A 5,070-nucleotide genomic window follows, 5' to 3' on the forward strand; every position below is an offset into this window, starting at 1 on the left:
CTGTTCAGAAATGATCTGGAGATAAACTCACTACTGCTCAACATAATATGGGATTCAATAATACTTTATGACCCATCCGGAAGGCTAAGGGAGCTATTTGAAAGGGTTAAAAATGCTGTAAGGGATAAACTGGAGAGATACAGGACAAGAGATGGGAAATATGGGTGGAAGCCGAGGACAAAGGAGTTCAAGGCAATAGAGGTGTAAAAATGAGGATAGATCCGTCATCTGAAGTGAATTACAGGATGAAGCTCTGCTTGAAATATCTGGAGAGAGCTGAGAGGTTCTTCCTCACCAAGGATTACAAAGAGTGCGTGGAGGCCTCCCAATTAGCAGCTGAAAACGCTGCTAAAGCTGTAATAGCCCTTAGGATGCTTCCCAGCTGGAGCCATGATCCCTCAGAGGAGCTTTTGAAGGTAGCTGAGGAGCTTGAGGGAGAGAAGAAGGAGATAGCCAAGAAGTTGGCAAGGATAGCTCATGAACTGGCTCCAGAGCATGGAATTGCCACCTATGGAAAGCCTGAGGAGGGTCTGACTCCTTGGGATATTTACGATAATGAAAGCGCTTATGAAGCTCTTGGGAAGGCTAGAAAGGCTGTTGAACTTGCGAAGAGGATCTTGGAAGGTGAGTTTTAAGCAATACGCGGAAAATTTCCAGTAGCAAGAACTTCTGATAACCCCAGCCCTCTCTTTATAAAATATGAAATGTTATGAGTGTAAAAATTTTTCTGTTACTGCAGGCTCTAATATCCCAGCCTGTTCATTTTATCTAAGGCATTGGATGAAAAATCAGAGCTGCTAGTGCAAAACAGGCCACGGCAAACATCAGCCCTACTGCTATAAAAAGCCCGAACATCGCAAGCAGGCTGAGGAAAAAGGCTCTCAATGGATGCTTGTCTCCGCCGAACTTCAGCATAAACCTAGCAAATATGTTTGCTCCGATTATCACGGCTGCTTTATCCAGTGCCGAGGCTTCATACATCCCAGTCTTCTCCATCAATCTGTCATACCAGAGCAATGTTGTGCGGTCATCTATCCTCCTCAACATCTCCTCGATGTCGGACATCCACTCCCCGCTTTTTTACCAGTATACCCGATAAAAATGTTATGGTAACATTTTTCAGTTTGAGCTTATGCATGAAATTCAGTTCCACAGTGGAACTAAGTTCCGCACCGGAACTAACTAAAAATTCACATTTCAGTTGATAATTCTAATATTTTGTATAATTTATGGAAGTTTCTGCTATTAAGAAGAGATCTCAAGAAAGTTGTTAGCTATGCGTTTATGCTCATCAAGAATTTCCCTCATTAAGTACTTCAGCAAGTCTGGACAAATTTTAACCCTAGAGAGAAGCTGAAAAGCCCTCTCCCTATCCTTTAAGAGGGACTCACGTCTGTCCTTTAGATAGCAGTACTCAGCCCAAGCAAGATCTATTTCTGGGTTATCTATTCCTCTTTTAAAGAGTTTTTCAAGCTCCTTCCATGAGCTCAAGCCGAACTTCTCGGCAATTGCTGTTAGTCTGACCTCTGTTTTTGCCAGCTCTAGGTCAATGCTTCTGATGAGCTCCTCCAGCCCTCTTCGAACGAGGTCAGCTTCCATGCTTTTCAATCCTCTTTAAGATTTCAATAAAAAGTTTTTAGTTTAAACTTTTGTTATAAAATTCAATCATCCTTTTTATCCCCTCGGAGTGGGACGTTAATCACTGATTTAAACTATTTCTTTAACAAAGCCTTAAGAATACTGACGTGATTGTGAAGGAGAACATCACTGTCATTTTAGTACAGTTCTTCCACAATTAGGTGCTACTTTGCATTTCCAAGATCTGCTGGTGATGAATTTACAGTGCCTTCAGCTTCCTCAAAAGCTCAAGAACATCCTCTCTGTGAGCCTCAAAGTTGAGTTCTGTGAGAAAGTTATGATAGTAATTTGCATGTAATCTTTCAGCACTTGCAAAAAGCCTTCCAAGCGGCTCTTTAAGCTCTTCAGAGAGCTTCTCAACGATATCTGCATAGTCCCTGTGGCTGTAATGTGGCCATCCTTTTTTCTCAGCAATCGCATTAAGCAGAGCTGCAACAGCACCCCAGTACTTCTCTCCAGACTGAGATAGATCCCTTCTTTTGTACAGCTCCTCTGCTTCGCTGAGATATTTCTCATAAAGCTTTAGATACACCTCCACTCTGGTCTTGGGATCCAGAAGATTGACCATGCTATCGATAGCAACGTCAACAATATCTTTGCCCAGTGCCCTAGCCCTGCTCTCCAGAGCTCTGTAGATCTCCTCTGGAAGCTCGATGACAGCCGGCATAATGATAGCTTTCAGAACATCCTTATAAAGATGAAATGTTAGTCAGTGTAAAATTATGCAATGTATGCACTCTTATATTTCCTGATCAGGAAATAGAGAATTATCAGGAAGATTATTTAACTATAAACTTGATAGAAGTTAGCTGTGGAGTTGACACAAGCGATGTCGGCCCTACTAAGCGACCTTAAGTTTTTAAATTCTCGAGAGCTATGTTCTCGGTGATTTTCTGGGTATTGTGAGAGCTAAAGTTGTGTTAAGAGGGCTTAGGGGATCCAAGGAGTGCACTGCTCTAGTAGATACAGGAGCTTCTACGAGCGTTGTTGATGAGGATATGGCAGAGGTTATTGGCATCATGCGCACAAACAGGAGGAAATCTCTGGTTAGTGCCACTGGACATAGGCTTGAGGGTGAGGTCATCATAATAAAGGAGTTGGATATAGAGGGCGAGATCTTGGATTACGAGAAGGCTCTCATGGTAAAGCTGAGCGATGAGGTGAGAAGCACTCTGAGGAAGCTCAATGTAGATGACTCAGTCATCATAGGACTCGCAACAGTTGAGCTAGCGGGCTTTCTACCGGACACAACAACAGGGAGGCTTAGGAAAGTGGAGTTATTTCTGCTTTCAGCGAGCGATAATGCCATGCATGCACCTTAATTTCCTGGTGGGCGTTTACACTCTACGGGATCATCCTGGAAAATCAGGAGGTAAAAAATATTGCCGTTATTGTGGATCCTTATATCTCTAGTTCACCTAGCAGAAGGCATCGATTGAAAAGGCTACCAGTCAACCCCTTCTATTCGTTCTTATAGATTATTATATCAGCGTCCATAAATTTTGTTAAAACCTTTGCTTCTCAAGTGATCCTCAATCTTCTGAGGTACCCTTCTCCTATTTCCTCTGCAGTTTTCTAAAGTCGCAATGCTGCCAGCTTGTAGACAGGATCAAGGAACTCGTAATCCCTTATCAGGCTGAGTTTTTCGAGCTTCTTTATCGTCCTTGTGAGGGTGGCCTTTGGAAAAATTACCCCTTTACGCTCAGCTATAATCTTCTAACCTTGCTCCAAGAATCAGATCCAGCAGCTATTGCCTTAAGAACGATCTTCTCCCTTTCACTGAGCTTATTCAGCTCCTCTAAAGCCATGCTGATAGCCACATCCTTTAACCTCTCTAGGTCAGTCAATCCATCAACATAGCTCCGGCCGTAGAGAGTGAGCCAACCAACAATTCCGTCAAAAAGCTCCACAGCTTTCTCCAACACCTCAATTGGAGGATGGAGTCCCTCCTCTGCAAATCCCCTAGACAAAAACTCCATTGAATCCTCTCTTGTAAACCTTTCCACAACTATTTCCCTGACATGTCTGCCATAAAGGGGTGAGGAAGAGTCATTCAAGCCTATAAAGTCTCTGAGAAGCCCTATCTCAGAACCAGCCACGATAAAGCATATGTTCTCAAGGTTATCATAGCTGTAAGCCAGCAACTGCTTCAGCTCAAAGGAAACAGGAGCTCTTGAGGACTGAAGCTCATCCAGAACGACAACAAGCCTCTCTCCCTTTTTATTCAACTCCTCGAAGAGCCCGTACAAACTGATGGAATCCCTCCCCCTCCATTTTATCTCAAGCGACATTCCAGCTATGCTGACACCCCTTATTCCCTCGATAAGCCTTCTAAGCCTGCTAAAAGAGCTGCTTAAAGCGTCGGAAACTCTTTCCTCCAGCTCAACTGTGCTCCGGACACCCCTCAAATCGATGTAAATACCCTTTATTTCCCCCAAGAATGTCTTTAGGACACTTGTCTTCCCTATTCTACGTATTCCCAAGACGGCTATGAGGGGATATCCCCTCTCCACGGATCTGTGCAGTTCTTCAAGCTCCATCTCCCTATCAAAGAGCTCATCCCTGCTGGTCTTAGGCCGAAGATCGAACAAACTCATAGTTCCACTGTGGAACTAAGTTCCGCACCGGAACTAATTAAAGATTGACATTTAAGTTGATAATTCCAATATTTTTTATAATTTATAGGAACTTCTGCAATTAAGGAGAGATTTCAAAAATTTCTAATATCAATACCTTATTATAACTTTAATTTCCTGTGCAGGAATTAGATGGCCTCAGAGATGTTCAATTATTCTGTCCACTCCTCGATTTTGCTTCTTATTTTTTCAAGAAGTGCAGCATTTAGCTTGATGTTCTCGGGAGCAACTTTATTGTACAGGTCGAAGAAGTTGAATGGGTGTTTTACGAGCTCTATTATTTCTTCTCTGCTGACATTGCTGTTGTCCATTATGCCAACCATCCTTCCAGACAGGAAGTGCCCAGCTGGAATACCATACCCTGATGTATCCATAGAGAGGGAGTTAAAAAGAGCCCTGATATCTTCAATAGGTTCGTGATGTTCACAAATCCATTCTAATAATTGTTCTGTAGTCTTTATTAACTGCGGCATTTCTTCTTCAAGTCTCTTTATTCTCTCCATTCTATTTTCCACATCGGGCAATAATTTAAGACGAGAAAGCGAAAAATACCAGTTTGCTAGACCCTCTGTCACAAAGTAGGTGAAGATTTCAGCCAGCATACGAGCATGTTCATCAGAGCTTTTCAAGGCTTTCAGCTTCTGGTTTCTATTCAGCCAATAGAGTGCTCCAGCATGATGAAATTCATGAGCAAGCCCCTTTAACAATTCTTCAGTGAATTCTTCCTGAAGTATGCTCAGAAAAACCTTTCCGGGACGAATCATCCCTTGATTAAAGGGATCGACTGTGAGGTAAA

General features: G+C 42.7%; 7 protein-coding genes and 1 pseudogene. 3 read left to right on the forward strand and 5 right to left on the reverse strand.

What is annotated here, in order from left to right; genetic code table 11:
• Together D6D85_RS16075 and D6D85_RS03670 are read left to right on the forward strand one after the other, a co-directional pair.
• Positions 1 to 207, forward strand: a pseudogene (locus D6D85_RS16075) (hypothetical protein); the annotation flags it as partial.
• Between the two features lie 2 nt (positions 208 to 209).
• Positions 210 to 635 (forward strand): HEPN domain-containing protein, encoded by a 426-nt coding sequence (locus D6D85_RS03670; protein WP_125670724.1) that lies wholly within the window; start codon positions 210 to 212, stop codon positions 633 to 635.
• A 133-nt stretch (positions 636 to 768) separates the two neighbouring features.
• Here D6D85_RS03670 and D6D85_RS03675 read toward each other — a convergent pair whose 3' ends face one another.
• From D6D85_RS03675 to D6D85_RS03685, 3 genes are all read right to left on the reverse strand, one after another.
• Complete coding sequence (locus D6D85_RS03675) at positions 769 to 1,065, reverse strand: hypothetical protein (RefSeq protein ID WP_125670725.1); 297 nt, start codon at positions 1,063 to 1,065, stop codon at positions 769 to 771.
• 180 nt (positions 1,066 to 1,245) lie between these two features.
• Positions 1,246 to 1,599 carry a hypothetical protein gene (locus tag D6D85_RS03680; RefSeq protein WP_125670726.1) on the reverse strand — a complete coding sequence of 118 codons (354 nt, stop codon included), beginning with the start codon at positions 1,597 to 1,599 and terminating at the stop codon, positions 1,246 to 1,248.
• A 238-nt stretch (positions 1,600 to 1,837) separates the two neighbouring features.
• Entirely contained in the window at positions 1,838 to 2,305 is a 468-nt protein-coding gene (locus D6D85_RS03685; protein ID WP_125670727.1) for a PaREP1 family protein, read from the reverse strand.
• A 235-nt stretch (positions 2,306 to 2,540) separates the two neighbouring features.
• On the opposite strand from D6D85_RS03685, the gene D6D85_RS03690 reads away from it, so the two are divergent.
• Positions 2,541 to 2,960: a retroviral-like aspartic protease family protein gene (locus D6D85_RS03690; RefSeq protein ID WP_161969671.1), complete on the forward strand. Its 420-nt coding sequence runs from the start codon at positions 2,541 to 2,543 to the stop codon at positions 2,958 to 2,960.
• Between the two features lie 384 nt (positions 2,961 to 3,344).
• Here D6D85_RS03690 and D6D85_RS03695 read toward each other — a convergent pair whose 3' ends face one another.
• Positions 3,345 to 4,235, reverse strand: coding sequence for an AAA family ATPase (locus tag D6D85_RS03695; protein WP_237558741.1), 891 nt, complete (start codon positions 4,233 to 4,235; stop codon positions 3,345 to 3,347).
• 191 nt (positions 4,236 to 4,426) lie between these two features.
• On the reverse strand, positions 4,427 to 5,070 hold a 644-nt coding region (locus D6D85_RS16080; RefSeq protein ID WP_161969672.1), incomplete at its 5' end, for a DUF5700 domain-containing putative Zn-dependent protease.

Origin of the sequence: Candidatus Methanodesulfokora washburnensis (assembly GCF_003947435.1) — an archaeon.
Classification (GTDB): Archaea; Korarchaeota; Korarchaeia; order Korarchaeales; family Korarchaeaceae; genus Methanodesulfokora; species Methanodesulfokora washburnensis.